The 22,995-nt window shown below is 65.8% G+C and carries 23 protein-coding genes and 1 tRNA gene; 18 read left to right on the top strand and 6 right to left on the bottom strand.

The window, feature by feature from the left end; genetic code table 11:
- Nucleotides 1–40 precede the first annotated feature (40 nt).
- Nucleotides 41–1,378 (bottom strand): MFS transporter, encoded by a 1,338-nt coding sequence (locus tag G8O24_RS14220; RefSeq protein WP_188100201.1) that lies wholly within the window; start codon nucleotides 1,376–1,378, stop codon nucleotides 41–43.
- A 230-nt stretch (nucleotides 1,379–1,608) separates the two neighbouring features.
- On the opposite strand from G8O24_RS14220, the gene G8O24_RS14215 reads away from it, so the two are divergent.
- Nucleotides 1,609–2,523: a dihydrodipicolinate synthase family protein gene (locus G8O24_RS14215; protein ID WP_188100199.1), complete on the top strand. Its 915-nt coding sequence runs from the start codon at nucleotides 1,609–1,611 to the stop codon at nucleotides 2,521–2,523.
- A gap of 108 nt (nucleotides 2,524–2,631) precedes the next feature.
- Nucleotides 2,632–3,507: an IclR family transcriptional regulator gene (locus tag G8O24_RS14210; protein WP_188100197.1), complete on the top strand. Its 876-nt coding sequence runs from the start codon at nucleotides 2,632–2,634 to the stop codon at nucleotides 3,505–3,507.
- 161 nt (nucleotides 3,508–3,668) lie between these two features.
- Here the strand turns inward: G8O24_RS14210 and G8O24_RS14205 are convergent.
- Nucleotides 3,669–3,745: transfer RNA gene (locus G8O24_RS14205), tRNA-Pro, on the bottom strand.
- Between the two features lie 68 nt (nucleotides 3,746–3,813).
- Here G8O24_RS14205 and G8O24_RS14200 point away from each other — a divergent pair.
- From G8O24_RS14200 to G8O24_RS14175, 6 genes are all read left to right on the top strand, one after another.
- Nucleotides 3,814–4,803, top strand: coding sequence for an L-threonylcarbamoyladenylate synthase (locus G8O24_RS14200; RefSeq protein ID WP_188100195.1), 990 nt, complete (start codon nucleotides 3,814–3,816; stop codon nucleotides 4,801–4,803).
- 17 nt (nucleotides 4,804–4,820) lie between these two features.
- The gene (locus G8O24_RS14195; RefSeq protein ID WP_188100193.1) at nucleotides 4,821–6,248 is read left to right on the top strand and encodes an FAD-binding oxidoreductase; all 1,428 of its coding nucleotides are present in this window, start codon (nucleotides 4,821–4,823) and stop codon (nucleotides 6,246–6,248) included.
- The gene (locus G8O24_RS14190; protein WP_188100191.1) at nucleotides 6,245–6,682 is read left to right on the top strand and encodes a GNAT family acetyltransferase; all 438 of its coding nucleotides are present in this window, start codon (nucleotides 6,245–6,247) and stop codon (nucleotides 6,680–6,682) included. The genes G8O24_RS14195 and G8O24_RS14190 overlap by 4 nt, the downstream gene beginning before the upstream one ends.
- 9 nt (nucleotides 6,683–6,691) lie before the next feature.
- Nucleotides 6,692–7,273 carry an NUDIX hydrolase gene (locus G8O24_RS14185; protein WP_188100189.1) on the top strand — a complete coding sequence of 194 codons (582 nt, stop codon included), beginning with the start codon at nucleotides 6,692–6,694 and terminating at the stop codon, nucleotides 7,271–7,273.
- 105 nt (nucleotides 7,274–7,378) lie between these two features.
- A complete protein-coding gene (locus G8O24_RS14180) occupies nucleotides 7,379–8,308 on the top strand; it encodes a glycine/sarcosine/betaine reductase selenoprotein B family protein (protein WP_188100187.1) in 930 nt (309 codons plus the stop codon).
- A 36-nt stretch (nucleotides 8,309–8,344) separates the two neighbouring features.
- On the top strand, nucleotides 8,345–9,538 hold the full coding sequence (locus G8O24_RS14175) for a CaiB/BaiF CoA transferase family protein (RefSeq protein ID WP_188100185.1): 1,194 nt from the start codon (nucleotides 8,345–8,347) through the stop codon (nucleotides 9,536–9,538).
- A 111-nt stretch (nucleotides 9,539–9,649) separates the two neighbouring features.
- Here the strand turns inward: G8O24_RS14175 and G8O24_RS14170 are convergent, their stop codons facing one another.
- Nucleotides 9,650–10,414, bottom strand: a complete 765-nt coding sequence (locus tag G8O24_RS14170; RefSeq protein WP_188100183.1) for an SOS response-associated peptidase — start codon at nucleotides 10,412–10,414, stop codon at nucleotides 9,650–9,652.
- Nucleotides 10,415–10,473: 59 nt separating this feature from the next.
- Between G8O24_RS14170 and G8O24_RS14165 the strand changes: the two genes are divergently transcribed.
- The 4 genes from G8O24_RS14165 (at nucleotide 10,474) to G8O24_RS14150 (ending at nucleotide 12,252) form a co-directional block, all read left to right on the top strand.
- Nucleotides 10,474–10,971 (top strand): hypothetical protein, encoded by a 498-nt coding sequence (locus G8O24_RS14165; RefSeq protein WP_188100181.1) that lies wholly within the window; start codon nucleotides 10,474–10,476, stop codon nucleotides 10,969–10,971.
- Between the two features lie 14 nt (nucleotides 10,972–10,985).
- A complete protein-coding gene (locus tag G8O24_RS14160) occupies nucleotides 10,986–11,420 on the top strand; it encodes an NUDIX hydrolase (RefSeq protein WP_188100179.1) in 435 nt (144 codons plus the stop codon).
- A gap of 48 nt (nucleotides 11,421–11,468) precedes the next feature.
- A complete protein-coding gene (locus tag G8O24_RS14155; RefSeq protein ID WP_188100177.1) occupies nucleotides 11,469–11,846 on the top strand; it encodes a TIGR02301 family protein in 378 nt (125 codons plus the stop codon).
- Nucleotides 11,847–11,985: 139 nt separating this feature from the next.
- Nucleotides 11,986–12,252, top strand: a complete 267-nt coding sequence (locus G8O24_RS14150; protein WP_092227477.1) for a hypothetical protein — start codon at nucleotides 11,986–11,988, stop codon at nucleotides 12,250–12,252.
- A 12-nt stretch (nucleotides 12,253–12,264) separates the two neighbouring features.
- On the opposite strand, the gene G8O24_RS14145 is transcribed toward G8O24_RS14150, so the two are convergent.
- Nucleotides 12,265–13,134 carry a sulfurtransferase gene (locus tag G8O24_RS14145; RefSeq protein ID WP_188100175.1) on the bottom strand — a complete coding sequence of 290 codons (870 nt, stop codon included), beginning with the start codon at nucleotides 13,132–13,134 and terminating at the stop codon, nucleotides 12,265–12,267.
- Between the two features lie 188 nt (nucleotides 13,135–13,322).
- Nucleotides 13,323–14,657, bottom strand: a complete 1,335-nt coding sequence (locus tag G8O24_RS14140; RefSeq protein ID WP_188100174.1) for a dihydroorotase — start codon at nucleotides 14,655–14,657, stop codon at nucleotides 13,323–13,325.
- A 102-nt stretch (nucleotides 14,658–14,759) separates the two neighbouring features.
- Between G8O24_RS14140 and ygfZ the strand changes: the two genes are divergently transcribed.
- From ygfZ to G8O24_RS14110, 6 genes are all read left to right on the top strand, one after another.
- Nucleotides 14,760–15,641 (top strand): CAF17-like 4Fe-4S cluster assembly/insertion protein YgfZ, encoded by an 882-nt coding sequence (gene ygfZ, locus G8O24_RS14135; protein ID WP_188100172.1) that lies wholly within the window; start codon nucleotides 14,760–14,762, stop codon nucleotides 15,639–15,641.
- Nucleotides 15,638–16,264 carry a DNA-3-methyladenine glycosylase I gene (locus tag G8O24_RS14130; protein WP_188100170.1) on the top strand — a complete coding sequence of 209 codons (627 nt, stop codon included), beginning with the start codon at nucleotides 15,638–15,640 and terminating at the stop codon, nucleotides 16,262–16,264. The genes ygfZ and G8O24_RS14130 overlap by 4 nt, the downstream gene beginning before the upstream one ends.
- Nucleotides 16,261–16,875, top strand: a complete 615-nt coding sequence (locus tag G8O24_RS14125; protein WP_188100168.1) for a YfbR-like 5'-deoxynucleotidase — start codon at nucleotides 16,261–16,263, stop codon at nucleotides 16,873–16,875. Before G8O24_RS14130 ends, G8O24_RS14125 begins: the two co-directional genes overlap by 4 nt.
- A 140-nt stretch (nucleotides 16,876–17,015) precedes the next feature.
- The gene (locus tag G8O24_RS14120) at nucleotides 17,016–17,522 is read left to right on the top strand and encodes a tyrosine phosphatase family protein (RefSeq protein WP_188100166.1); all 507 of its coding nucleotides are present in this window, start codon (nucleotides 17,016–17,018) and stop codon (nucleotides 17,520–17,522) included.
- Nucleotides 17,523–17,541: 19 nt separating this feature from the next.
- Nucleotides 17,542–18,504: an NUDIX hydrolase gene (locus tag G8O24_RS14115; RefSeq protein WP_188100164.1), complete on the top strand. Its 963-nt coding sequence runs from the start codon at nucleotides 17,542–17,544 to the stop codon at nucleotides 18,502–18,504.
- A gap of 49 nt (nucleotides 18,505–18,553) precedes the next feature.
- Entirely contained in the window at nucleotides 18,554–21,265 is a 2,712-nt protein-coding gene (locus tag G8O24_RS14110) for a DUF2339 domain-containing protein (protein WP_188100162.1), read from the top strand.
- 3 nt (nucleotides 21,266–21,268) lie between these two features.
- Here G8O24_RS14110 and G8O24_RS14105 read toward each other — a convergent pair whose 3' ends face one another.
- Entirely contained in the window at nucleotides 21,269–22,957 is a 1,689-nt protein-coding gene (locus G8O24_RS14105; RefSeq protein ID WP_188100160.1) for a methyl-accepting chemotaxis protein, read from the bottom strand.
- Nucleotides 22,958–22,995: the final 38 nt, after the last annotated feature.

The following is a 22,995-nucleotide window of genomic DNA, read 5'->3' as shown; positions in this document are numbered from 1 at the left end:
TGATCAGATTGCGTCGAAATTCAAGAGCGAGGAGCGGGCCTCAAGCGCCCGCGCGCAACGGACGCAGGCCGAAGGTGCAGGCGGCCGAGAGTAGTGCCATCGCAGCCATGTAACCGGCCACCCAGGACGGCGCGCCGTATTCGGCAAGCAGCGCGGTCGCGATCAATGGCGACAGGCCGCCGCCGAGGATCGGGCCGAGCTGCTGCACCAACGACAGCCCGCTGTAGCGGATGCGTGCCGGGAATAGCTCCGAGAAATAGGCCCCTTGCGCGCCGTAGACCGAGCCGTGACCGAGCGCGAGACCGAGCGCGATCGCCAGCCAGATCATGCCGGTATGGCCGGTGTTGAGCATCTGAAAGAACACGAGCGCGAGCGCGACCTGAAACAGCATGCCGCCGACATAGACCGCGCGGCGACCGATACGATCCGACAGCGCGCCAAACACGGGCAATGTCGCGCATTCGAGCGCACAGCCGACCAGGACGCCGTTCAGGATGGTCTGGCTCGGAAGACCGAGCTTTGTCTTGCAATAGGTGATCGCGAACACGGCGTAGATGTTGAACAGCCCGCTTTCGGCGATCTTGGCGCCGATGCCGAACAGGATGTTGCCGGCATGGTTGCGCACTGCCTCGACGACGGGGACGCTGGCCGTGCCCTCCTCGTTGAGCACGCGCTTGAACGCAGGCGTCTCGGAGATGCGGAAGCGGATGAAGAGTCCGATGGCGACGAGCACGATCGAGAACAGGAACGGAATCCGCCAGCCCCAGGCCAGGAAGTCGCCCTCGCTCATCGAGGTCGACAAGATTCCGAGCAAGGCAATGGGAATCAGGAATCCGCCGGGCACGCCGATATGGACCAGCGAGGAGAAGAAGCCGCGCCGATCAGCCGGCGCGTGCTCGACCGTCATCACCATGCCGCCGCCATACTCGCCGCCGATGCCGATGCCCTGAAGCAGGCGCAAGGCGATCAAGCAGACCGGCGCGGCAACGCCGACCTGCTCATAGGTCGGCATCAGCCCGATCAGGAAGGTGCCGAGCCCCATGATCAGGATGGTGAGGAGCAGCGCCGTCTTGCGGCCGACCCGATCGCCGAAATGGCCGAACAGCACGCCGCCGAGCGGGCGCGCGCAATAGCCGACGAAGAAGGTGGCGAAGGCGAGCAGCGAGCCGACCAGCGGATCGGCGCTCGGAAAGAAGATCTTGTTAAACACCAGCGCCGTCGCGGTCGCGTAGAGCGTGAAGTCGTAATACTCGATCATGTTGCCGATGGCGCTTGCCACCGCAACCTTGCGGATGTCGCTGGACTGCCGCGCCTTGACCGCCGCGGCCGACTGATCCGCGGCCCTGTCGACCCCGATCGACCCTACCAACTCGCTCATGACGTCACCTCCGGCTTCGGCAAGGCGGTGCCTTGCTCGGATTTTTGTCCGTATTGCGGACATAATGAGCAACCTGTGATCTCCCATGTCAAGGAGATTTTTCAGCCGCGCCTACCGCGAGTAGCAATTGGTGGCCCCAGCAGTTCAGCTCATGACTGACAGTGCTTGACGCCGAACGATCATCTGTCCTATTTATTTGTTCACATTCCGGACAATTATAGGAGGAAAACGTGCCAGCAAGGATCACCGGGATCATTCCGCCCCTCACCACGCCGTTCGACCAGAACGGAGACATCGACGAGAGGGCGTTTCGCCGCCAGGTGAAATTCCTGCTCGACAAGGGCGTGCATGGCGTCTGCGTCGGCGGCAGCACCGGCGAGGGTCACACCCTCACCGCCGACGAATTCCGCCGCCTGATCGAGGCCTGCGCTGAAGAGCTCAATGGCAAGATCCCGCTCGTCGCCGGCATCATCGCCAACTCGACCCGCGAGGCTATCGCCCGCGCCCGCGCCATCGAGCACGTCAACGTCGCCGCGCTCCAGATCACGCCGGTGCACTATCTCTTCAAGCCGGACGAGGATGCGACCGTCGGACACTTCAAGACGCTGTCGGAGCAGGTCAAGCAACCGGTCATCATCTACAACGTTGTGCCCTGGAACTATCTGAGCCCCGCGCTGCTCCTGCGCATCATGAACGAGCTGCCGGGCGTGATCGGCGTCAAGCAGAGCGCCGGCGATCTCAAGCTGATGGCCGACCTGCTGCTCGACGTGCCCGCGGGCAAGGTGGTGCTGACCGCGGTCGATGCGCTGCTCTACCCGTCCTTCGCGCTCGGCGCGCACGGCACGATCGCGGCCAACCCGGCCGCCGTGCCCGGCGCCTGCGTCGCGCTATGGAATGCGGTCCAGCGTGGCGACCACGCCACCGCGCTCGAGATTCACAAGCGCCTGTTGCGTTTCTGGAACACGATCGTCGGTGACAATCTCCCGGCCTGCGTGAAGCACACGCTCACCCTTCAGGGCTCGCCGAGCGGCCTGCCGCGGCAGCCGATGCCGGCGCCGACCAGCCGGCAGAAGGAGGCGATCGCCGCCGCGCTCAAGCCGCTGATGGAGGTCGAAAGCGGCGTGAGGCTGGTCGCGGCCGAGTGAGCATTCGACGACGGGCGCGGCTGCATTGCCGCCGCGCCCGATTCCGTCTAAGTCGGATGTGGTCCGCGTCCTGGATATTGCATCGTGGCGCCGCCCGAAAGGTCCGACATGACTAGCGTCGACAGCAGTCGACAGAGCGTGAAGTCGCTCTTCAAGATGCTCGAGGTCTTGGAGGCATTTTCCTCCGCCGATCCCGAGCTCAGCGTGGTCGAGATTGCCCGCCGCACCGGCCTGCCCCGCACCACCGTCCATCGCATCGTCGACAGCCTGCGCAGCGTCGGGTTCCTGGAACAGGACGCGAGCCGCGACCGCTATCGCCTTGGCATAAAACTGTTCGAGCTCGGCGGCAGCGCGCTCACGAACCTGCCGCTCTATCGCGAGGCGCCGCCTTTCGTCGATACGCTCGCCAAACTCAGTGGTGAGGACGTGCATCTGTGCATCTTCGACGGCGCGCAGATGGTTTTCGTCAACCGCCGCAACCAGATCGCGCGGCCCCACAACACCGTCATCACGATGGAAGCCTCGCCCTGTCACTCGACCGGCGTCGGCAAGGCCGCGCTCGCCTTCCAGAGCGATGCGGTGATCGACCGCGTCATCCGTGCCGGCCTCGCCCGCTTCACGCCGAACACCATCGTCGAGCCGAAGCGCCTGAAGGCCGAGCTGGCCGCGATCAGGACTCGCGGATACTCGATTGATGACTGCGAGCATGAACCGGAGTTGCGGTGCGTGGGGGCGCCCATCCGCAACAGCACCGGTCGCGTCTTCGCGGCGATCAGTGTGAGCGGGCCGGCCCGCCGCGTCACGCCTGAACGGGTGCCGGAACTCGCCCGCGCCGTGATGACCCATGCCGAACTTCTATCGATCCGACTGGGTTATCAGCCTGACTTGCAAAGCCGGACGGCTGCCCCCCTGCCGGAGCGCAACACGACCAAAAGGCGTCGGCGGACCACGGCGGGCGCAGCCCACGATGAACGGTCTGTTTGATGGGGTTCGCGGCTGCAGATGCCGATCGCGAGCTCTCTTTCCAAGCGTTGAGGACATCCCCGGCATAAGCCTTGAGATCGACGGGCATGGCTGCCGTGCCCCAAATCAATGCGCATTTCATTGCGCCGAAAAAACATAGAAACTATAAGTACTTGAAATAATGGTCGGAGTGGCAGGATTCGAACCTGCGACCCCTGCGTCCCGAACGCAGTGCTCTACCGGGCTGAGCCACACTCCGACAAGAGGCCGGCTTATAGCGTCGGGTTTGGCGCACCGCAAGCGGCCGATACGAGGAATTTTGCCCCTGTGAAAACGGGTCTTGAAACACTGGTTTTGCCGGCCGGCCGCGCCGCCGCCGAGGCTGCCGCCCGGACCCTCGCCGCCGGCGGGCTGGTCGCGTTTCCGACCGAGACGGTTTATGGGCTCGGTGCGGACGCCGCCAATGCCACCGCGGTCGCCCATATCTACAGCGCCAAGGGCCGGCCGGCCTTCAATCCGCTGATCGCCCATGTCGCGGACCTCGCCGCCGCGCGGCGGATCGGCCGGTTCGATGCGCGCGCCTTGCAGCTGGCCGAGGCGTTCTGGCCGGGGCCGCTGACGCTGGTGGTGCCGAAGACAGTGGATTGCCCGGTGTCCGATCTCGCGACCGCCGGCCTCGACACCGTCGCGATCCGCATTCCCGCCCACCCCGTCGGGGAAGCGATCCTGCGCGCCTTCGGCGGAGCCGTGGTGGCGCCGTCAGCCAATATCTCCGGCCATGTCTCGCCGACGCTCGCCGCCCATGTCGAGGGCGATCTTGCCGGGCGGATCGACCTGATCGTCGACGGCGGGCCTGTTACGGTCGGCGTCGAATCGACCATCGTCGGATGCTTCGAGGCGCCGATGCTGCTGCGACCGGGCGGGCTGTCGCGCGAACGGATCGAGGCCGTGCTGGGCACACCGCTGGCGCGACCCGTCGTGGAGGCCGAGAGCGACGACAGCCAGCCGCTGGCGCCGGGGATGCTGGCCTCGCATTACGCGCCGCGCGCGACCGTGCGGCTGCGCGTGCAGGAGGTTGCGCCTGACGAAGCGCTGCTGGCCTTCGGCCCCGATCGCCTGCCCGGCCAGGAGGCTGCCGCCGCTGTCATGAATTTGTCGCCCACGGCCAATCTCGATGAAGCCGCTGCCAATCTATTCGGCTATCTTCGCACGCTCGATGCGAAGAGCCCGCGGGCGATCGCCGTGATGACGATCCCCGAGGAAGGCCTGGGTGAAGCAATCAACGACCGGCTGCGGCGCGCGGCCGTTGCGAGATAAGAGTAGAAGACAGGACAATGAACATCAATCAATCCGCCACTCCGCCGCTCGCGCCCGAACTGATCGAGCAATTCCGCAAGATCGTCGGCGATCGCCACGCGATCACTGACGCCGCCGACATCGAGGCCTATGTCACCGAGGAGCGCAACCTGTTCCACGGCCGCTCGCCGCTGGTGCTGCGTCCGGGCTCGACGGCGGAAGTCTCTGCGATCTGCAAGCTCGCCTCCGAGCACAGAATCGCGCTGGTGCCGCAGGGCGGCAATACCGGGCTGGTCGGCGGACAGACGCCGCACAATGGCGAGGTGGTGGTGTCGCTGCGCCGGCTCGACAAGATCCGCGAGGTCGACACCGCCTCCAACACCATGACGTGCGAGGCCGGCGTGGTGCTGCAGGTCGCGCAACAGAAAGCGTCCGATGTGGACCGGCTGTTTCCGCTGTCGCTGGGCGCGGAAGGCAGCTGCACCATCGGCGGCAATCTCTCGACCAATGCCGGCGGCACCGCCGCGCTCGCCTATGGCGTGGCACGCGAGATGGCGCTCGGGCTGGAGGTCGTGCTCGCCGACGGGCGCGTGCTCAACGTGCTGTCGAAGCTGAAGAAGGACAACACCGGCTATAATCTGCACAACCTCTTCATCGGCGCCGAAGGCACGCTCGGCATCATCACCGCGGCGACATTGAAGCTGTTTCCGAAGCCGCGCGCGGTCGAGACCGCCTATGTCGGGCTGAAGTCGCCCGCGGCGGCGCTCAAGCTGCTGACGATCGCGCAAAGCGAGGCCGCGAATGCGCTGACGAGCTTCGAGCTGCTGTCGGAGATGGCGGTGGACTTCTCGGTTCGCCACGGCATCGACGTGCGTGATCCGCTTGCCGAGAAACACTCCTGGTACGTGCTGATGGAATTGTCCTCCCCTGGCGACGATGCCCGCACGCCGCTGGAGACGATCCTCGCCCGCGCCATGGAAGAAGAAATCGTCGACGATGCCGTGATCGCGGCCAATCTCAGCCAGCGCAACAATTTCTGGAAGTTGCGCGAAGAGATGTCGGCGGCGCAGAAGCCCGAGGGCGGCTCGATCAAGCACGACATCTCCGTGCCCGTCGCTGCCGTGCCTGATTTCATCGAGGAAGCGAACGCTGCCGTGGTCAAGCTGATTCCCGGCGCGCGGCCGGTGCCGTTCGGCCATCTCGGCGATGGCAATCTGCACTACAATGTCAGCCAGCCCATCGGCGCCAACACCGCGGATTATCTCGCGCGCTGGCACGAGATGAATGCCGTGGTGTTCGAGATCGTGCTGCGCATGGGCGGCTCGATCTCGGCCGAGCACGGCATCGGCGTGCTGAAGCGCGACGAGCTGCCTGAGGTGAAGGACAAGACCGCGATCGAGCTGATGCGGTCGATCAAGACGATGCTCGATCCGCACGGCATCATGAATCCGGGGAAAGTGCTGTGAGCACGTCTGCACTCACGATCGATGCCATCAGGGATGCCGATGTCGAGCCGGTCGTGGCGCTGTGGCAGCGCTGCGGCCTGACGCGACCCTGGAACGATCCGCATGCCGACATCGCGCTGGCGCGGCGGCGCGACAATTCGACGGTGCTTGTTGGCCGCGACAATGGCGCGATCGTCGCGACCGTCATGGTCGGCCACGACGGCCATCGCGGGTGGGCCTATTACGTCGCGGTCGATCCCGACAGCCAGAAGCGCGGCTATGGCCGCCTCATCATGGCCGCAGCAGAGGACTGGTTGCGAACGGCTGGCATCGCCAAGCTGCAGCTGCTGGTCCGGCGTGAGAATGCCAAGGCCAATGCGTTCTACCAGTCGCTTCACTTCGAGGAATCGACCTCGGTGATGTTTCAGAAGTGGCTCGACGGCCGCGAACACTGAAAGACAGTCATGACCATTTCCGACCGCGTCCGCATCAAGGACGTCCGTGTGCTCTCGGACGGCTGGACCACGCTGAAGAGCACCACGTTCGATTACCGCCGCGCCAATGGCGAGTGGCAGACGCAGCATCGCGAGACCTATGAGCGCGACAACGCCGCCGCCATCCTGCCATATAATCGCGCGGGCCGGACCGTGATCCTGGTACGCCAGTTCCGCCTGCCCGCCTTCATCCGCGGCTATGACGACCTGCTGATCGAGGCGGCGGCCGGCGTGCTGGACGACGCCGCGCCCGAAGTGCGCATCCGCGCCGAGGCCGAGGAAGAAACCGGCTATCGCCTGCACGATGTGCACAAGGTGTTCGAAGCCTTCATGAGCCCCGGCGCCATCACCGAAAAACTGCATTTCTTCGTCGCCGAGTACGAGCCGCACATGCGGGTCAGCGCCGGCGGCGGCCTCGAGCACGAGGGCGAGGACATCGAGGTGCTGGAGCTTTCCATCGACGAGGCGCTTGCGATGATCGCCGACGGCCGCATCATCGATGCCAAGGCGATCATGCTGCTGCAATACGCGGCGCTGCATATTTTCAGGTGAGCTCCGCTGGGCAGGCAATTCTGGCTTGCGCCGGCTCGGCGCCTGTTGAGCAAACCGCTGACTATCTCTAGTCTGGCTTCCAACCAAGAACCAGGAGACGCGCTCATGTCCGCTCCGCGCGACGACGAATTCGGCTTTGCGCCCGACTATGATTCCCCGATCCCTTATATGCAGCGCACGCGCGACTATTATGCGGCGATCGGCTACACCACGCCCTATCGCTGGGCGCACTACACCGCAGCACCATTCCAGCCGTTGAAAAAGCCGCTGGCGCAGTCGCGGGTCACCATCATCACGACCGCCGCACCCTACGATCCCGCCAAGGGCGATCAGGGGCCGGGGGCGCCGTACAACGGCAGCGCGAAGTTCTACCAGGTCTATGACGGCGACACGTCGAAAGCGCACGACCTTCGCATCTCCCATATCGGCTACGACCGCAAGCACACCTCGGCAACCGACAACGGCACCTGGTTTCCACTGCAGCAGCTCCTGAAGGCCGCCGCCGCCGGCCGCATCGGCGACGTCGCGCCCCGCTTCTTCGGCGCGCCGACCAATCGCAGCCATCGCGTCACGCTCGACACCGACGCACCTGAGATTCTGGCGCGGGCCGTCGCCGACCAGGTCGACGCCGCCATTCTCGTGCCGAACTGCCCGGTCTGCCACCAGACCACCGCGTTGGTGGCGCGGCATCTGGAGGCCAACGGCATCCCGACCGTGATCATGGGCTGCGCCAAGGACATCATCGAGCATGCCGCCGTGCCGCGGTTTTTGTTCAGCGATTTCCCGCTCGGCAATTCCGCCGGCAAGCCGCAAGACATCGCTTCGCAGGCAGAGACGCTGGAGCTCGCCTTGAGGTTGCTGGAGACTGCGAGCGGACCGCAGACCACGATGCAGTCGCCGCTGCGCTGGAGCGAAGATGCCTCCTGGAAGCTCGACTACAACAACGTCGCACAGCTTTCGCCGGAAGAGCTGGCCCGCCGCCGCGCCGAATTCGACAAGCAGAAGGAGATCGCGCGCGGCAACCGCGCGGCCTGACGTCCTCCAATAACCAGAACAAGATGGGAGAGCGGCGTGACGCGACCGTTCGAAGGCGTGAAGATCCTGGACTTCACCCAGGTGCTGGCCGGGCCCTATGCGAGCTACCAGCTCGCGCTGTTAGGGGCCGACGTCATCAAGGTCGAGCGGCGCGAGGGCGAGGACATGCGCCGCACGCCGCTGTCCCGCGAATGGGCCGAACGCGGGCTGGCACCGGCATTCCAGGCCATTAACGGCAACAAGCGCAGCCTGACGCTGGATTTGCAAAAGCCCGAGGCCATCGCGATCGTGAAGAAGCTCGCGGCGAGCGTCGACGTCGTCATGGAAAACTTTCGGCCGGGCGTGATGGACAAGCTCGGCATCGGTTATGAGGCGCTCTCGGCGATCAATCCCAGGCTGATCTATTGCGCCGTGTCAGGCTTCGGCCAGACCGGGCCGGATCGGTTGCGGCCGGGCTATGACGGCAAGATGCAGGCGCTGTCGGGCATCATGGCGATCACCGGGCACCCTGAAACAGGTCCGACCCGCGCCGGCTTTGCGGTGTGCGACGTGCTCTCGGGCGCGACGGCCGCGTTCGCGGTGTCGAGCGCGCTGTACCAGCGCGACCGCACCGGCAGGGGCCAGCTTGTCGACGTCTCCATGCTGGAGGCGACGTTGGCGTTTCTCTCGGGGCAAATCGCCGACTGGTCGGTCGCCGGCCATCGCCAACGGCTCTCGGGCAACCAGGCGGTGAGCCGCCGCACCACCGCGAACCTGTTCAAATGCGGCGACGGCCACATCCTGCTCGCGGTCAACAACGAGAAGCAATACCGCGCGCTGATGGCCGCACTCGGCCGCGAGGACACGCTGAGCGATCCGCGCTTCGCCGACTGGTTTTCGCGCAACGAGAACGAACCTGCGCTGCGCGCCATGATCGAGGAGGCGCTGGCGAAGCGACCCGCGCGCGAATGGGAGACGATCCTCGAAGATGCCGGCGCGCCCTGCGCCAGCATCTGGAAGGTCGAGGAGGTGATCGATCACCCGCAAGTGAAGGCACGCGGCGCGATCCAGGAGCTCGACACGAAATACGGCCGCCTGCGCTTCGCCGGCAGCGGCTTCAAGCTCGCCCATGGCGGCGGCAAGCTCGACCGGATGGCGCCGGAGCTGGGCGCGGATACGGATGCCGTGTTGGGTGAGCTGGGGTTTGATGCGGTGGAGATTGCGGGACTGAGGGCAAGGGAGATTGTCTAAAACTCCGCTGCCGTGGGGTGGGCAAAGGCGCAACGCGCCGTGCCCACGGTCTCTTCATGATAGGAACACATGGTGGGCACGCTTCGCTTTGCCCACGCTACAGCACCTCGGCTAGAACAAGGAGCCCTGCCCGTCATCCGACGACGCAGCAGCAACTTTCCGCACCGCCTTCTTGGGCTTCGCGGCCTCCGCTTCCGCCTCCAACTCCTGCGCGCTGATCGGCAGGAGCAGCTGCTCGTCGTCGTTGACGACGCGGTTGACGCGGGTGGAGACCGGGTGCCAGGCGAATTCGCCGATGCGCGGTGCGGTCATCAGCGGCAGAATCGCATCGATCTCGTCGCCACGGCAATCGAGCCAGCGCTCGAAATCGCGTGGGCTGATCGTCACGGGCACGCGGTCATGCAGCGTGGCGAGGTCCTCGCCCGCGGCCGCCGTGACGATCGCAACCGTATCGAGCTCCTCGCCGTTCGGGCCGAGCCAGGTCTCAAACACCGCAGCAAAGCCGAGCGGCGCGCCGTCGGCGCGATGGATGAAGAACGGCTGCTTGCGGCCGCCCTCCGACTTCCATTCGTAGTAGCCGTCAGCCGGGATCAGCCCGCGCCGCCGGCGAATCGCCTTCTTGAACGCAGGCTTCTCCAGCACCGTCTCCGATCGGGCGTTGATCAGAAGCGTAAACCCCTTGGGGTCCTTGACCCAGCTCGGCAGCAATCCCCAGCGCATCAGGCGGAAATGGCGCGCGCCATTCTCGACCAACACGACCGGAATCGGTTGTGTCGGCGCGACATTGTACCGGGGCGGGAAATTCGGCTGCTCAATATAGCCGAACAGTTGCCGCAGAGCCGCGGGGGCCGAAGTTATGACGAAGCGTCCACACATCTTTGCAAATATAGGGTCCGTTCAGGTCCTTTTAACCCCGAACGTTAACACTGCGGCCGATGAGCTCAATGGCCTCCCAACCCGCCACGCGCGCACAGACGGGCCCCGAGGCCGCGGCCTGGGCCGAGCGGCTGCGCGTGGCCAACATCAACCCGCGGACCGGGCTTGCCACTGACTATCTCAACCATTTCAATGAAGCGGTGATGCTGCTGGAGATGATTCCAGACATGCCGGAATGTGCCGAGGATTTTCTGACCTGGTCGCCGCTGTCCTATGCCGAGCATTTCACCGCCTCGAATTTCAAGGCCCGGGATCTCGCCATCGAGGCCTATGAGAAAGCCGAGCCAAGCGTGCGCGCCCAGTTCGACCACATCACCGATACCATGACCTCGATTCTAACAGCGGTCGGCTCGGCCATGCGCGAGGTCGAGAAGGACACCACCCGGATCCGCCTCGCCGAGCAGGCCACGGCCTGGGTCAAGCCGCTGATCGCGGCCTGCGGCGGCATCATCAATGGCGGAGCGGAAGCCGACGTCGACAGCATCATGGCGAACTAGGCGGGTCGTTAACAATGTCCGCGGTCGTCCAACCCAGCCATCCCCAGATCGCGGTCAGCGCCGCGATTTTCCGCGACGGTAAGGTGCTGCTGACCCGCCGCGCCCGCTCGCCCGCCAAGGGGTTCTATTCGCTGCCAGGCGGCCGGGTCGAATTTGGCGAATCGCTGCACCAGGCCCTCAAGCGCGAGGTCGACGAGGAGACCGGGCTCGAGATCGAGATCATCGGCTTGGCCGGCTGGCGCGAGGTGCTGCCGGCCGCGCCCGGCGCCGGCCACTACCTCATCATGTCCTTTGCCGCGCGCTGGGTGGCCAGGGAACCGGTCCTGAACGACGAACTCGACGATTTCAGGTGGATCGCGCCGGACGCGCCGGGCAGCCTTGGCGGCCTCAAGCTGACGGGGGGGCTGGAGGAGGTGATCCAGTCCGCCGCGCGCCTGATCGGCCCCTGAAGCGGCCCGCCTTGCGTCCTCAGCCCTGAGGGGGCATACAGCCCGCCGATGTCGACCCGATTTCTGGCCATTTTTGCCCTGATCCTCGCCTGCGCCTCCGTGCCCGCCCGGGCCCAGGACGTGGCGGCGCCGTTCGACGGCGATTTGCAGCGCCTGGCCGAGATCCTCGGCGGCCTGCACTATCTGCGCGGGATCTGCGGCGCCAACGAGGGCAATAAATGGCGCAGCGAGATGCAGGCGCTGATCGATGCCGAAACGCCCTCCGGCGAGCGCCGCACCCGCATGATCGCGGGCTTCAACCGCGGCTATAACGGCTTTCAGCAGACCTACCGGAGCTGCACGCCGGCCGCGACGGTGGCGATCCGCCGCTACATCGAGGAAGGCTCAAAAATTTCGCGCGATCTCACGGCGCGTTACGCGAACTGAGCTCGCCGGAACCCTGTCATCGACTTTGTACACAGCCGTTAACCGTTCTTAAAGATGTGGCCTAGCGGTCGTTAACGCCCGTGCTACACCTCTCGTGCAGCGCATCGCCGTGGATCGCGCCCCAGCCTGATCGAGTTTCATGAGCCAGCCGATTTCCTACGCCCCCGCCCGCGCGCCGCTGCCCGACCACGAGCAGAAACAGGCCGCACTGAGCTATCTGAACGAGGCCTGGGCCGAAGCGCGCCATGACGGCGTCGACGGCGACTGCCTGGCACAGGCGAGCCTGTTCGCGGCGCTCGCCGAGCTGGTCGGCACCTATGGCGAGGACGCGGTGGCAAAATTCGTCGAGGGCTTTCCGGCCCGCATCCGCAACGGCGAATTCTCGGTCTGCCTCGCAAGACAGTAATTCTTTCGCGCGTTAATCTGTCTCGATCGGCAGCGACGGGTCCCTCGCCCACTCGCCCATGGAAGCGTCGTACAGCGTCAGCTTGTCGTAGCCGAGCTGCGTCAGCATCAAGAGGTCGATCGTCGCCGAGATGCCGCCGCCGCAATACAGGATCACGTTCTTGTCGCGCGTGACGCCTGCCGCGGTGAACTTGGCTTCGGCATCCGCAAGTGACGTCAGCGTCTTGTCGGAATTGGCGAGTGTCGCAGCCGAGACGTTGACGCTGCCTGGCACCCGGCCCGGCCGGCCGTAGCGGCTCGGCTCGAGGCCCTGATGAAACTGCGGCCCCAGCGCGTTGACGATGACGGTCGCGGGATCGCCGATCCGCGCCTTCACAAAGTTCTTGTCGACGAAGAGGCCGGCACGGGGCACGGCCTTGAAGGTCGTCGCAGGATAACCCTTGGGGGCGCCGGTCTCGACAGGATGTCCGTCGCCTTTCCATTTGTCGAAGCCGCCGTCGAGCACACGTGCATCGACGCCGAGCGCGCGCAGCATCCACCAGAACCGCGTCGACCACATCATGGTGCCGATGCTGTAGAGCACGATGGTCTTGCTCGCGTCCGCGCCATGGCGGCCGAAGGCGGCCTCGAGCTGGGCCACATCAGGCATCATGAAGAACTGCTGCGCGGAAGCGTCGGAGAATTCGCCCTGCAGATCGAGAAAATCGGCACCGGGGATGTGGCCGGCGGCAAAGGTCTTGTCGCCGGGGACGGCGCGATACGGCACGTCGCTGCCCGGTGGCACCGGCTCGTTGTAGGTCGTGCAATCGTAGAGACGAAGATTGGGATCGCCGAGGATGGCGGCGAGTTGTTGGGTGGTGATGAGGGGTGATGGTTGGGACATTGATTGCACTCCCGTCCCTCCCCGACGTCGCCCCGGCGAAGGCCGGGACCCATAACCACAGGGAGACGTTTGACGAAGACTAGCAGTTAGTCCCCTCGCCGGTACTGCGACCGTCGATCACGGATAGATTCCGCGGTATGGGACGACGCTGGATGTGTGGCACGCGCGCGCCTCTCACCCCACAATTCCTACTGCCGCAGCGTCTCCAGAAACCGCACCGGCTCTCCTCGCGACGGCGTCACCAGCTCGCCCTGCCACATCACGCGCTTGCCGCGCACAAAGGTGCCGACGGGCCAGCCGGTGACGCGAACCCCGTCATAGGGCGTCCAGCCGGCTTTGGAGGCGACCCATTTGTTGGTGATGGTTTCGCTGCGCTTGAGGTCGACAATGGTGAAGTCGGCATCGTAGCCGGCGGCGATGCGGCCCTTGCAGGCCATGTTGTAGAGACGCGCGGGGCCGGCGCTGGTGAGGTCGACGAAGCGGGCGAGAGAGAGCCGCCCCGCATTGACGTGATCGAGCATCAAGGGCACCAGCGTCTGCACACCGGTCATGCCGGAGGGCGAGGCCGGATAGGTCTTCTGCTTCTCTTCGAGTGTATGCGGCGCGTGGTCGGAGCCGATCACGTCGATAATGCCCTGCTCGATGCCGCGCCAGATGCCGGCCCGGTGATCAGCGCCGCGCACGGGCGGGTTCATCTGCGCCAGCGTGCCGAGCCGCTCGTAACATTCGGGTGCAACCAGCGTGAGATGATGCGGCGTCGCCTCGCAGGAGGCGACGTCCTTGTGGTCGCGCAAAAATTCGATTTCTTCCTTGGTCGAGATGTGCAGCACGTGGATGCGCTTGCCGGTCTCGTGCGCGAGCTTGATGAGGCGCTGCGTCGCCATCAGCGCCGCGGTCTCATCGCGCCACACCGGATGCGAGCGCGGATCGCCCTCGATGCGCAGCGATTTGCGGTCGTTGAGGCGGTACTCGTCCTCGGCATGAAACGCGGCGCGGCGGCGGATCACCTGGAAGATGCGGCGCAGGCTCTCGTCGTCCTCCACCAGCAGCGCGCCGGTCGAGGAGCCGATGAACACTTTGACGCCTGCGCAGCCCGGGGCGCGCTCCAGCACCGGCAGGTCCTGCACGTTCTCGCGGGTGCCACCGATGAAGAAGGCGAAATCGCAATGCATGCGATGGTGGGCGCGCTTCACCTTGTCGGTGAAGGTCGCTTCCGTCACCGTGAGCGGCGAGGTGTTCGGCATCTCGAACACGGCGGTGACGCCGCCCATCACGGCGCTGCGCGAGCCGGTTTCGAGGTCTTCCTTCTGCTCCAGCCCGGGCTCGCGGAAATGCACCTGCGTGTCCATCACGCCGGGCAGGATGTGAAGACCCTTGCAGTCGATCACCTCCGCGGCGGAGCCCTGCGACAGCGGGCCCAGCTCGGCGATGCGGCCATTGACGACGCCGATATCGCGCACGTTCTCGCCGTCCTGGTTGACGACGGTGCCACCCCTAAGGATCACATCGAAACGCTGGGTCATGGCTGAAGGCCCCTCTCATCCTCTGAGCGCAGGGCTCGAGGTCTTGTCGTTTGTGCCTTGCGGGCTTACGTTCCGGAGCACCATGTCGCAAGAGATTTTCGCATGAAATCAGCGTTTCTTCCCGACCGGGGCGTGATCAAGGTCGCGGGCGAGGACGCGCGCAACTTCCTCAACGGCCTCATCACCACCGACCTCGACAGGCTCAAGCCGGGCCTGGGCCGATTCGGCGCGCTGCTGACGCCGCAGGGCAAGATCATCGTGGATTTCCTGATCACGGAAGCCCCTAGCGGCCATGGTGGCGGGTTCCTGATCGACTGCCCGAAACCCCTGGCCGATGGCCTCGCCACCAAGCTGAAATTCTACAAGCTGCGCGCCAAGGTCACGGTGGACAATTTGTCCGACGATCTCGGCGTGCTTGCGGCCTGGGATGGCCAGCCTGAGGCGCAGCCGGACCTCGCCTTCGTCGATCCGCGCAACGCCGAGCTCGGCACGCGCATCCTGATCCCCGAGGATCTGAAGCAGAAACTGTCCGACCTGATCGGCGCCGACCTGGTCGATGCCGCCGACTACGAGGCGCACCGCATAGCGCTTGGCGTGCCGCGCGGCGGGCTCGATTTCATGTACAGCGATGCGTTCCCGCACGAGACCAATATGGACCGTCTGGCCGGCGTCGATTTCGACAAGGGCTGCTATGTCGGGCAGGAGGTCGTCTCGCGCATGCAGCATCGCGGCACCGCGCGCACCCGAAGCGTCAAGGTGCTGCTCGACGATCTTTCGCCGGAAGTGGGCGTCAGTGTCATGGCCGGCGACAAGCAGGTCGGCACCATGGGCTCGTCGGCGCAGGGGAAAGGCATCGCACTGGTCCGCATCGACCGCGTTGCGGATGCGCTCGATGCCGGCCAGCCGCTCACCGCGGGCGGCCTTGCGCTCACGCTGGCAGAACCCGAGGTCGTCCGGATTCCCTTGAAGCAGCCCACCGCATGAGCCGCGCTCCCCGCCTGCATCCCGACGGAAAGACCCGCTGCCCCTGGCCCGGCGAGGATCCGCTCTATGTCGCCTATCACGACACCGAATGGGGCGTGCCTGAATATGACGACCGCGCGCTCTACGAAAAGCTGATCCTCGACGGCTTTCAGGCCGGCCTGTCCTGGATCACGATCCTGCGCAAGCGTGACAATTTCCGCAAGGCCTTCGACGATTTCCAGCCGGAGAAGATCGCGCGCTACACCGAGAAGAAAGTGCACGCGCTGATGAACGATGCCGGCATCGTGCGCAACAAGGCCAAGATCGAGGGCACGATCCTGAGCGCAAAATCGTATCTCGACATCATGGAGAAGGGCCCCGGCTTCTCGAAGCTGCTGTGGGACTTCATGGGCGGCAGGCCCAAGGTCAACAACTTCAAGACCACGGCAAGCGTGCCGGCCTCGACGCCGCTGTCGGTGCAGATCTCCAAGGAGCTGTCCTCGCGCGGCTTCAAGTTCGTCGGCCCGACCATCGTCTATGCCTTCATGCAGGCGACCGGCATGGTCAACGATCATCTCATCGACTGCCATTGCCATGCGACCTGCAGCAAGATGCAGCGCAAGCCGCGCCTCAAGGCCAAATGACGGCGAAGAAAACTCCACGCGGCGCAGAGTCCCGCGCGTGGCAGCGCATGCTGTCGGGCCGACGGCTCGACCTGCTCGATCCCTCTCCGCTCGATGTCGAGATCGCTGACATCGCGCATGGGCTGGCCCGCGTTGCGCGCTGGAACGGACAGACCATTGGCGCGCACATCTTCTCGGTCGCACAGCACACGCTGCTGGTGGAGACCGTGTTGCGGCATGAGATGCCGAATGTCGACCAGCGCATGCGGCTTGCCGCGCTGCTGCACGATGCGCCCGAATATGTGATCGGCGACATGATCTCGCCGTTCAAGGCGGTGCTCGATGGCCACTACAAGGCGGTGGAGAAACGCCTGCTCGGCGCCATTCACATCCGCTTCGGCCTGCCGCCGGTGCTGCCCGACGAGATCACGCTGGCGATCAAGGCCGCCGACCGCGGCGCGGCCTATCTCGAGGCGACCGAGCTTGCAGGTTTCAGCGAGAGCGAGGCCAAGCGGCTGTTCGGCAAGGATCCGGGCCTCTCCGACGGTACCAGGCGCGACTATCTGACGCCCTGGACGGCGGCACGGGCCGAGAAGCAGTTTCTGGGACGGTTCGGCGCCTTGTTTGCGTAGCAAACTCCCCTCGTAGGTGGGCAACGCGGAGCATGCCCACCTGACACAGCGGGGATGCGCAATTGCGAGATCGTGGGCACGGCGCGATGCGCCTTTGCCCACCCTACGCGCGCTCGCTATAATCGCCAAAAAGGACCGCCATGATCCACGTCTGCTCGCTCGCCGCCCTTCCCGAAACCGTCCGCCGCACCGGCGCCAGCCACGTGCTGACCGTGATGGCCAATGTCGAGCAGGTGGTGCGGCCGGTGTCGGTGCTTCCCGCCAATCATCTGAAGGTGTCGATGGACGACATCACCGAGGAGATGGATGGCTTTGTTGCGCCGTCCGAGGCGCATATCGACCAAGTGCTGAATTTCGTGCGCGGCTGGGACCGGGCTGCGCCGCTGGTGGTGCATTGCTATGCCGGCATCAGCCGCTCGACGGCAAGCGCGTTCGCCGCCGTCTGCGCCCTCAATCCGGACCGCGACGAGATCGAGATCGCGAAGAAGATCCGTGCGGCCTCCCCGGTCGCCTCGCCGAACCGGCGCATCGTCGGCCTCGCCGACCGCGCGCTCGGGCGCAGCGGCCGCATGCTGCGCGCGCTCGACGAGATGGGCCCGGGCGAGATGCTGGTCGAAGGCCGCCCCTTCGTGATCGAACTCGAATGACATCGGCGATCGTCATCGCATGAGTGACAAGCCGCTGACGCCGATCGAGATCGGTCTGACTGCCGCGATCGTCGCAATCGAGCAGCACGAGCCGCTGGTGCTGACCGCGCGCGGCGCTGACGGGCTCGTTGGCCTGCCGTTCGGTCCGTTCGATGCGCCGAGCCATCGCACCTTCGAGATCGGTCTGCGCGCCTGGGTGGAAGAACAGGCGGGTCTGCGGCTCGGCTATGTCGAGCAGCTCTATACGTTCGGCGATCGCGGCCGTCATGCCGAGGCCGGCGACATCGGCGCGCATATGGTGTCGATCGGCTATCTCGCGCTGACGCGCACCGCCGAGGACGCTGCAAATGCGGCCAGCTTCGAGCCGTGGTATCGCTTCTTCCCCTGGGAAGACCGGCGCGAGGCGCCGCCCGCAATCATCGCCCGCGACATCATCCCGGCGTTGACCGCATGGGCCGATGAGGAGACACCGGAAACGACGCGCGCGCTGCCGCGCAAGGATCGTGTGCGGTTCTATTTCGGCCTCGAGGGGGCTTCCTGGGACGAGGAGCGCGTGCTCGACCGCTACGAGCTCCTGTACGAGGCCGGCCTCGTCGAAGAGGCGCGACGCGACGGCCGGCCTGCGGCGCTGGCGCGCAAGTCGCTGCCCGCCCTCGGTACCTCGATGCGGTTCGACCACCGCCGGATTCTCGCTACCGCAATCGCGAGGCTGCGCGCAAAACTGAAGTATCGCCCTGTGGTGTTTGAACTTTTGCCCGCCGAGTTCACACTCACTGAACTGCAGTACACGGTAGAGGCGATCTCGGGCCGGCACCTGCACAAGCAGAATTTCCGCCGCTTGGTCGAAGCCGAGGCGCTGGTCGAACCGACCGGCGTGATGTCGACACAGACGGGTGGACGGCCGGCGGCGCTCTACCGCTTCCGGCGCGACGTATTGCAGGAGCGGCCGGCACCCGGCTTGCGCGTACGCTCGCGACGCTAGATGAGATGTTGTGTGGTCGGCCCCTGCCCGCCGATTGCCAGGAGGCCCCATGTTCGACGCCCCGTTCGACGTCTTTGCAGTGATATTTGCGATCGTCGCGTTCCTGATCGCGCTGAAAGCGTCGAACCAGGCGACCGAGCTGCGCCGGCGGCTGAACTCGCTCGAGGCCGCGTTGCAGGCGCTGCGACCGGTCCAGCCACCTCCACCGCTGCCCGTGCAGGAGCAGGCCAGCGCGCCTGCGGCAAGTGCAGCTGAGCCGCCGCCGCTTGCGCCGGAAGTCGAGGCCGCGCCGCCTCCGACCGTCACTGAAGAGGCTTTGCCGTCCCCGCTGGACGCAAGCACCGAAGCAAGCCCCTCGGCCGATGCGCCGCCGCCGCTGCCCGCGCCGACGCCCGGTTTCGAGGAACGACTCGGCACGCGCTGGGTGGTGTGGATCGGCGGCATTGCCCTCGCGCTCGGCGGCTTCTTCATGGTGCGCTATTCGATCGAGGCTGGCCTCCTCGGCCCCGGCGTGCGCGTGTTCCTTGGCGGGCTGTTCGCGGCCGCACTTCTGGGCGCCGGCGAATGGACCCGACGCCAGGAAAGCATCTCCAATATCCAGGCGCTGCCGATCGCCAACATCCCGGCGATCCTCACCGCTGCCGGAACCGCGGTGGCGTTCGCGACCGTGTACGCGGCCTACGCACTCTACGGCTTCCTGGTGCCCGCCACGGCCTTCGTGCTGCTCGGCATCGTTGCGATGGGCACGCTCGCGGCCGCCTTGCTGCACGGGCCGGCACTCGCTGGTCTTGGCGTGGTCGGCGCCTTCGCGACGCCGGTGCTCGTCTCCAGCGGAAAGCCGGACTATTGGGCGCTGTACATCTATCTTGCCATCGTCACCGCCGCGAGCTTTGGCCTCGCCCGCATCCGGCTGTGGCGCTGGCTCGCGGTCACGACGATCGTCTTCGCCGTGCTCTGGACCTTCCCGGGACTCGATACCGGCGACCTGCAGGTCGCACCGCACGCCTTCCACGTGATGTCAGGCTTCGTGCTCGCCGCGCTGCTCGTGGTCTGCGGCTTCATGGTCGGTCCTGATATCGAGGACGGACAGATCGAGCCGGTGTCGTCGAGCGCGCTCGGCGCCTATCTGTTCGGCGCGATGCTGATCGTGCTGTCGAGCGCGCATGCCGATCTGTCGCTGATCGCCTTCACCCTGCTCGTTGCGGCGATGTTGTACGTCGCCTGGCGTGCGGAGGCCGCGGTTGGGGCGCTTGGCGCCGCCGCAGCAACCGTGTTCATCGTGTTCGCCGAATGGGCCGTGCGCGCCAATCCTGATATGCTGGTGTTGCCGGGCGGGCCTATGCCCGGCGTCGGACCGGTCGCAACCGATAGCGCGGTGGCACAGCACCTGGTGATGGCGGCGATCTTCGCCGCCGGCTTCGGCATCGCTGGCTTCCTCGCCCAGGGCCGATCGAACTCGGCGATCATTCCAGTGGTGTGGTCGGCGGCCGGCGTCGCGACGCCGATCGCGATCCTGGTCGCGCTCTACGCGCGCATCGCCCATCTCGACCGTTCGATCCCATTCGCGATCCTCGCAGTGTTGCTCGCGGCTGGCTTTGGCGCCGCGACTGAAACGCTGACTCGCCGCGAAACCCGGCCTGGCCTTGCGGCCGCGACGGCGCTGTTCGCGACCGGCACGCTCGGCGCGCTGGCGCTGGCGCTGACTTTCGCGCTGGAGAAGGGCTGGCTGACCATTGCGCTGGCGCTGATGTCGCTCGGCACCGCCTGGATCTCGCTGCAGCGGCCGATCCCGTTCCTGCGCTGGCTCGCCGCGATCTTCGCCGCGATCGTCACCGCGCGCGTCGGCTATGATCCGCGGATCGTCGGCGACGCCGTCGGCGCCACGCCGATCTTCAATTGGCTGTTATGGGGCTATGGCCTGCCCGCGGCCTCGTTCTGGGCGGCGAGCATCTTCCTGCGCCGCGGACGTGACGACGCGCCGCTGCGCATGGTGGAGACGGCCGCAATCCTGTTTACCGCGCTGCTCGCCTTCATGGAGATTCGCCATTTCGCGACCGGCGGGGACATGATCGCATCACCCTCGCTGCTCGAAGCCGCGCTACAGGTCTGCATGGCGCTGGCCTTAGCGATTGGGCTGGAGCGGCTGCGGCTGCGCAGCCACAGCATCGTGCACAATGTCGGCGCGGTCGCGCTCACCGCGATCGCCGGACTCATCGGCGTGTTCGGCCTGCTGTTCCTTGAGAACCCGCTGCTGTGGCGCATCGATGTCGGCGGCGCCATGTTCAACCTGCTGCTGCTCGGCTACGCGCTGCCGGCAGTGCTGATGCTGTTGCTCGCCTACGCGGTGGTCGGCGAACGCGGCAAGGTCTATGCGAACGCGATTGCAGGCTCGGCTCTCCTATTTGCGCTGGCCTACGTCACGCTGGAGATTCGCCGCTTCTATCACGGCCCGTTCCTGACCAGCGGCGAGACCACGGGTGCGGAGCAATACACCTATTCGATCGGCTGGCTCGCCTTCGGCGTCGTGCTGCTCGGCACCGGCATTCTCGTCAACTCCGAGCGGGCACGGCTCGCGTCGGCAGCCGTGATCGCGCTGACGATCCTGAAGGCCTTCGTGATCGACATGTCGACGCTGACCGGCGTCTACCGCGCATTGTCGTTCATGTGCCTCGGCGTCGTGCTGGTCGCGATCGGCTGGCTCTACCAGCGCATCCTGTTCCGGCGGCAGGGTCCGCCGCCGGTCCAGCAGACAGGCAGTTGAAACTCAGGCCGCGCGGACCGACTCCAGGAATTGCGCGACCTCGACCTTGAGACGCGTGCTGTCGGACGCCAGCGATTTCGCCGCCGACAGCACCTCGACCGACGCCTCACCGGTCTCGATCGCACCGCGCTGCACGTCTGTGATGTTCGTGGAGACCTCCCGGGTGCCGACCGAAGCCTGCTGAACGTTGCGCGAGATCTCCTGCGTCGCGGCGCCCTGCTCCTCGACCGCGGCGGCAATCGCGGCCGACACCTCGGACAGCCGCTCGATGGTGCCGCCGATCTCCTGGATGGCGTTGACGGACTCCTGCGTCGCCGCCTGAATGCCAGAGACCTGCGCCCCGATCTCGCCGGTCGCCTTCGCGGTCTGTTCGGCCAGCGCCTTCACCTCGGAGGCGACCACGGCGAAGCCGCGACCGGCTTCGCCGGCGCGCGCCGCCTCGATGGTGGCGTTGAGCGCTAGCAGATTGGTTTGGCCGGCGATGGTGTTGATAAGCTCGACGACGTCGCCGATGCGGGCGGCGGCCTGCGACAGCTCGTTGACGCGCGCGTTGGTCCGCGTCGCCTGCTCGACAGCCTCCGCCGCCATCCGCGCGGAATCCTGCACGCGGCGGCTGATCTCGGTGATGGAGGACGACAGCTCCTCCGAAGCCGATGCCACCGCCTGCACGTTCGTGGACGCCTCCTCGGAGGCTGCGGCCACGACGGTCGCCAGCTCCTGCCCGCGCCGAGCCGTGTTGGTCAACGTCGACGCTGAGGCCTCGAGCTCGGTCGATGCCGACGACACGGTCCCAACGACCTCGCCGATCATGACTTCGAACTTGCGGGTGATGGCGTCGACACGGCGACCGCGTTCGATCTTCGCCTCGGCGTCGCGCGCTGCCGCTTCGTCGGCGGCCCGCTTGGCGATCAGCGCTTCCTTGAAGATCTGGAGTGCATCCGCCATCGAGCCGATCTCGGTCTTCTCGCCGCGGTGCGGCACCTCGGCCGAAAGATCGCCTTCGCCGAGCGACTGCATCGGCCCAATGATCGAGGCAATCCCTTGCGATACGTCGCGCACGAGATAATAGGCTGCGCCGATCGCGATCGCGACCGAGGCGATGATGATGCCGACCAGCACGCGGAAGATGGCGGCGTAACTGTCGGCCGCCTGCTTCGTCTCCAATTCGGCACCGCGGTTATTGAGCTCGATGTCCTTCGTCAGCAACGGATCGGCAGCCTGTGCCATCTTCGCGACCTTGGTCTGCAACAGCTCGTTGGCCTCTGTCGGGAACTTGCCGGGGCTCTTGCGCGACAGCGCCATCACGTCCTGCACGCCGTTCAGATACTCGCCCCACGCCGTCGTCCATTGTCCGTAAATGGAGCGCTCTTCGGTCGACGTGATCAGCGGCTCGTAGGTCTTGCGGGTCTGCTCGATGCGTTCACGCAGCGAGGCGAGACGCTTCTCGGCCGCTTCCTTGCCCTCGGCGCTGTCCTGCATCAGGTGCAGGCGCAGCGCGACGCGCAGTTCGTTGACGTCGGCGCGGATCGAGCCGAGCGCACGTACGCTCGGCAGCCAGCTCTCTGCAATCTCGACGGTATGGGAATTGATGTTCTGCATGGTGCCGATCGCCACCACGCCGACGCCGGCGAGCGAGAGCACCAGGACCGACAGCACGGTCAGAAGCTTGAAGACGATCGACAATTTCGACATCACGACAAATCCCGATAAAACGCACAGCTCGGCCGCAC

Origin of the sequence: Bradyrhizobium campsiandrae (genome assembly GCF_014529705.1) — a bacterium.
GTDB classification, from domain to species: Bacteria; Pseudomonadota; Alphaproteobacteria; order Rhizobiales; family Xanthobacteraceae; genus Bradyrhizobium; species Bradyrhizobium campsiandrae.
This window is presented reverse-complemented; position numbering and strand designations above follow the sequence as displayed.

What these genes read in the sequence shown, in the direction of transcription:
- G8O24_RS14150 (WP_092227477.1), top strand. Translation starts at nt 11,986, where the DNA reads ATGAGCCAGCCGATTTCCTACGCCCCCGCCCGCGCGCCGCTGCCCGAC.
- G8O24_RS14210 (WP_188100197.1), top strand. Translation starts at nt 2,632, where the DNA reads ATGACTAGCGTCGACAGCAGTCGACAGAGCGTGAAGTCGCTCTTCAAG.
- G8O24_RS14125 (WP_188100168.1), top strand. Translation starts at nt 16,261, where the DNA reads ATGACGGCGAAGAAAACTCCACGCGGCGCAGAGTCCCGCGCGTGGCAG.
- G8O24_RS14120 (WP_188100166.1), top strand. Translation starts at nt 17,016, where the DNA reads ATGATCCACGTCTGCTCGCTCGCCGCCCTTCCCGAAACCGTCCGCCGC.
- G8O24_RS14195 (WP_188100193.1), top strand. Translation starts at nt 4,821, where the DNA reads ATGAACATCAATCAATCCGCCACTCCGCCGCTCGCGCCCGAACTGATC.
- G8O24_RS14145 (WP_188100175.1), bottom strand. Translation starts at nt 13,134, where the DNA reads ATGTCCCAACCATCACCCCTCATCACCACCCAACAACTCGCCGCCATC.
- G8O24_RS14165 (WP_188100181.1), top strand. Translation starts at nt 10,474, where the DNA reads ATGAGCTCAATGGCCTCCCAACCCGCCACGCGCGCACAGACGGGCCCC.
- G8O24_RS14170 (WP_188100183.1), bottom strand. Translation starts at nt 10,414, where the DNA reads ATGTGTGGACGCTTCGTCATAACTTCGGCCCCCGCGGCTCTGCGGCAA.
- G8O24_RS14160 (WP_188100179.1), top strand. Translation starts at nt 10,986, where the DNA reads ATGTCCGCGGTCGTCCAACCCAGCCATCCCCAGATCGCGGTCAGCGCC.
- G8O24_RS14130 (WP_188100170.1), top strand. Translation starts at nt 15,638, where the DNA reads ATGAGCCGCGCTCCCCGCCTGCATCCCGACGGAAAGACCCGCTGCCCC.
- G8O24_RS14155 (WP_188100177.1), top strand. Translation starts at nt 11,469, where the DNA reads ATGTCGACCCGATTTCTGGCCATTTTTGCCCTGATCCTCGCCTGCGCC.
- G8O24_RS14140 (WP_188100174.1), bottom strand. Translation starts at nt 14,657, where the DNA reads ATGACCCAGCGTTTCGATGTGATCCTTAGGGGTGGCACCGTCGTCAAC.
- G8O24_RS14105 (WP_188100160.1), bottom strand. Translation starts at nt 22,957, where the DNA reads ATGTCGAAATTGTCGATCGTCTTCAAGCTTCTGACCGTGCTGTCGGTC.
- G8O24_RS14110 (WP_188100162.1), top strand. Translation starts at nt 18,554, where the DNA reads ATGTTCGACGCCCCGTTCGACGTCTTTGCAGTGATATTTGCGATCGTC.
- G8O24_RS14220 (WP_188100201.1), bottom strand. Translation starts at nt 1,378, where the DNA reads ATGAGCGAGTTGGTAGGGTCGATCGGGGTCGACAGGGCCGCGGATCAG.
- ygfZ (WP_188100172.1), top strand. Translation starts at nt 14,760, where the DNA reads ATGAAATCAGCGTTTCTTCCCGACCGGGGCGTGATCAAGGTCGCGGGC.
- G8O24_RS14180 (WP_188100187.1), top strand. Translation starts at nt 7,379, where the DNA reads ATGTCCGCTCCGCGCGACGACGAATTCGGCTTTGCGCCCGACTATGAT.
- G8O24_RS14185 (WP_188100189.1), top strand. Translation starts at nt 6,692, where the DNA reads ATGACCATTTCCGACCGCGTCCGCATCAAGGACGTCCGTGTGCTCTCG.
- G8O24_RS14115 (WP_188100164.1), top strand. Translation starts at nt 17,542, where the DNA reads ATGAGTGACAAGCCGCTGACGCCGATCGAGATCGGTCTGACTGCCGCG.